Origin of the sequence: Streptomyces milbemycinicus (assembly GCF_002154605.1) — a bacterium.
Taxonomy (GTDB): Bacteria; Actinomycetota; Actinomycetes; order Streptomycetales; family Streptomycetaceae; genus Streptomyces; species Streptomyces milbemycinicus.
The window spans coordinates 1-3370 of the sequence record NZ_MUNE01000963.1 but is presented as its reverse complement, the minus strand read 5'-3'; the positions used below and the strand labels follow the sequence as shown (position 1 = coordinate 3370).

Here is a 3370-nt window from a genome sequence, read left to right as displayed (position 1 = left end):
GTCAAGGGTCGTGGGACGGGGGTGGGGGCGTGTCTCGTGCGGGCCCGCGTGCGTGCAGCCGCCTTGACCCGCGCGGGCGGGCTGGCCTACGGTGGCTGCGTTCATGAATGTAGATGACGATCAGAAGTATGTACGCGCCGATGAGGTGATGGCACGTCGGCGCACACGACAGGGAGAGCCCGTGACCTCAGCCTCACTCGCCGAGCGCCTTGACGGACTGCTGTTCTTCCCCGTGACCGCCTACGGGCCCGACGGTGCCCTGGACCTCGACGCGTATCGCGCGCATGTGCGCGGCGGGATCGAGGCGGGGGCGGCCGCTGTCTTCGCGTGCTGCGGCACCGGTGAGTTCCACGCGCTCACCCCCGAGGAGTTCCGCGCCACCGTGGCCGCCGCCGTCGAGGTGGCCGACGGGCGGGTGCCGGTGATCGCCGGGGCGGGCTATGGCACCGCTCTCGCCATCCAGTACGCGAAGCTCGCCGAGGAGGCCGGGGCGGACGGGCTGCTGGCCATGCCGCCGTATCTGGTCGTCGCCTCTCAGGAGGGCCTGCTGCGGCACTACACCGCGCTCGCGGGCGCGACCGGCCTCGACGTCATCGTCTACCAGCGGGACAACGCCGTCTTCACCCCGCAGACCGTGGTCGAGCTGGCCAAGGTCCCCGGCATCATCGGGCTCAAGGACGGCCTCGGCGATCTGGACCTGCTGCAGCGCATTGTCAGCGCGGTGCGCGCCAACGACCCCGAGGGGAAGTTCCTCTACTTCAACGGGCTGCCCACCGCCGAGCTCACCGGGCTCGCCTACCGCGGCATCGGCGTACTGCTCTACTCCTCCGCGGTCTTCTGCTTCGCCCCCGAGATCGCCCTCGCCTTCCACAAGGCCCTGACCACGGGCGACGACGCGACGTGCAACGCGCTGCTGGACGGCTTCTACCGGCCGCTGGTCGAGCTGCGCAACCAAGGGCGCGGCTATGCCGTTTCGCTGGTCAAGGCGGGGGTACGGATGCGCGGCCTGGACGTCGGCGAGGTGCGCCCGCCGCTGTCGGAGCCCAGCCCCGCCCACGTCAAGGAGCTGGCCGAGCTGATCGAGCGCGGGCTGGCCCTGGTCCCCGGAGCCAACGCCGCTACCGGAGCCGCCGCTACCGTTGCTGACGACCGCGTCTGACGACCGCCCGACGACCGCGTCTGACGACTGCGCCCGACGACCGCCCGACGACCCCTAGGGGGAAACCGCGTTGAAAGCCTCCGCCTTCGTCTACCCCTGGGACGTCGTCGGCGACCCCGACGCCGCCCGCCGCATCGCCGACCTCGGGGTCCAGCAGGTCACCCTCGCCTCGGCGTACCACTCCACCCGCGCGCTGACCCCGCGCCACCCGCGCCACCGCATCGTCACCGCCCGGCACGCCGCCGTCCTCTACCCGCCTGACCCGGACCGCTGGGCGGGCCGGGCGCCGCGCCCGTACGAGCAGTCCTGGGTGGACGGCGCCGACCCGTACGGCGAGGCGGCCCACGCCCTCGCGGACGCCGGGCTCGAGGTGCACTCCTGGGTGGTCCTCGCGCACAACTCCCGTATGGGCGACGAGCTTCCGCACACCTCCGTGCGCAACGCCTACGGTGACCGCTACCCCTGGGCGCCCTGTATCGCCCGCCCCGAGGTGCGCGCGTACGTGGTCGACCTGGCCGCCGAGGCGGCGGTGCGCCCCGGCACCCGCGGCACCGAGCTGGAGTCCTGCGGCTGGTACGGGGTCACGCATCTGCACGCGCACGACAAGATCGGCGGGGTGCCGCTCGGCGGCGCGGCCCAGTACCTGATGTCGCTGTGCTTCTGCGACAGCTGCCACGTGGGCTACGCCTCGCTCGGTGCCGACCCGGAGGAGCTGCGGCAGGCGGTGCGGCGCGCACTGCGGCCGATCTGGTCGGGGGAGGCGGCTCAGGGCGGCGGCGATCGGGCCGCGGAGTGGGCCGAGGTGGAGAAGCTGCTCGGCGCCGACCACGTCGCCACCTTCGCCACCTGGCGCAACCGGGTCGCGGCCGAGCTTCAGCGGGACGCCGTGGCCGCCGTACGGGGGGCGGCGAGCGGCGAGTTCCAGGTGCTGCTGCACGCCGACCCGGCGCCGCACCGCTTCGGCGCGAACGTCGGGGTGGACCCCGCGGGCATCCTCGACCACGCCGACGGCGTCGTGCTGCCCTGCACCGGGAACGACGCGGCGCGGGTCGATGTGCTGACCCCCTTCGTCCCGCACAAGACCGAACGCACCACCCTGGCGGCGAACTTCACCGTCGTGGCCGGTATGGGCGGCAGCCCCGCCACCCTCGAAGCCGACGCCACCCACGCGGTCGGCCTCGGCGCGGACGAAATCCGCCTCTACCACGCCGGACTGGCCTCCGACGCGGACCTCGCCGCCGTGCGCACCGCCCTCGAACGGCTTCCCTGAGCTTCGCTGGGCTTCCTTTAGGGCCCTGACGCTCCATCAACTCACTTGGGGCCGCCCCGGGATAGTTTTGTCAGAACCGTTGACGAACCCCCGGGGTGGCCCTAATTTCATCGCGTCGTACTTCGTACGTCATATATGAGACGCGATATGTGAGATCTGAGAGCCCCATGGACATTGCGCCGAGCCCGATCCCCTCCCGTACGCAGTACGTACTGGAGGCGGTCAAGCACGGGATCCTCACCGGACGGCTACGGCCCGGCCAGCCCCTCGTCGAGGCCGAGCTGGCCACCCAGTTCGGCGTCTCCAAGACCCCGGTCCGCGAAGCCCTCAAGACCCTCGCCGGCCGCGGGCTCGTCGTGATGAGCGAGTACAAGGGCGCGACCGTACGCACCGTCGACACCGCCATGGCCCACGCCGTCTACGACGTGCGCCTGCTGCTCGAGCCCGAGGCGCTGCGCCGCACCGTCACCACGCGCGCCGACCTGGCCGGTGCGAGCGCCGCCCTGGAGCGCTCCGCCGCCGCGGCCGACCCGGCCGGCCGCTCGCTGGCCAACCGCGACTTCCACCGCGCGCTGTATCTGCCCTGCGGCAACCCTCTGCTGGCCGGGATCCTCGACGAACTGCGCGATCAGGCGGCCCTTGTCTCCGCCATCGCCTGGCAGGCCGTTCCGTCCTGGGAGCGGGAGGCGGACGAGCACCGCGAGATCCTTGCCCGCGCGCTCGACGGCGACGCGGACGGCGCGGCCGCCGCCCTGTACGACCACATCGCCTCATTCGTCCGGCGCGCCTTCCCGGAAGTCGCGGAAGTCGCGGAAGTCCCCGAACGCCCGGAAGGCGCGGGCGGTTTGGCCCCGGGCGCCGCCCGGGCCGCCGAGGCCTCCCCCTAGACCGCGTGGGCGCGTGCGATGAGGGGACGGTCCCGCACGCGCCCACGCGGTCTA

The 3370-nt window shown here is 72.7% G+C and carries 3 protein-coding genes; all 3 read left to right on the top strand.

What is annotated here, in order from left to right; genetic code table 11:
• Window positions 1-181: 181 nt before the first annotated feature.
• The 3 genes from CCN51_RS49670 to CCN51_RS49660 all read left to right on the top strand — a co-directional run bounded on the left by CCN51_RS49670 (window position 182) and on the right by CCN51_RS49660 (window position 3316).
• A complete protein-coding gene (locus CCN51_RS49670) occupies window positions 182-1159 on the top strand; it encodes a 5-dehydro-4-deoxyglucarate dehydratase (protein ID WP_014180670.1) in 978 nt (325 codons plus the stop codon).
• A gap of 70 nt (window positions 1160-1229) precedes the next feature.
• The gene (locus CCN51_RS49665; protein ID WP_014180671.1) at window positions 1230-2429 is read left to right on the top strand and encodes a hypothetical protein; all 1200 of its coding nucleotides are present in this window, start codon (window positions 1230-1232) and stop codon (window positions 2427-2429) included.
• A gap of 167 nt (window positions 2430-2596) precedes the next feature.
• Window positions 2597-3316 carry a GntR family transcriptional regulator gene (locus CCN51_RS49660; RefSeq protein WP_014180672.1) on the top strand — a complete coding sequence of 240 codons (720 nt, stop codon included), beginning with the start codon at window positions 2597-2599 and terminating at the stop codon, window positions 3314-3316.
• Window positions 3317-3370: the final 54 nt, after the last annotated feature.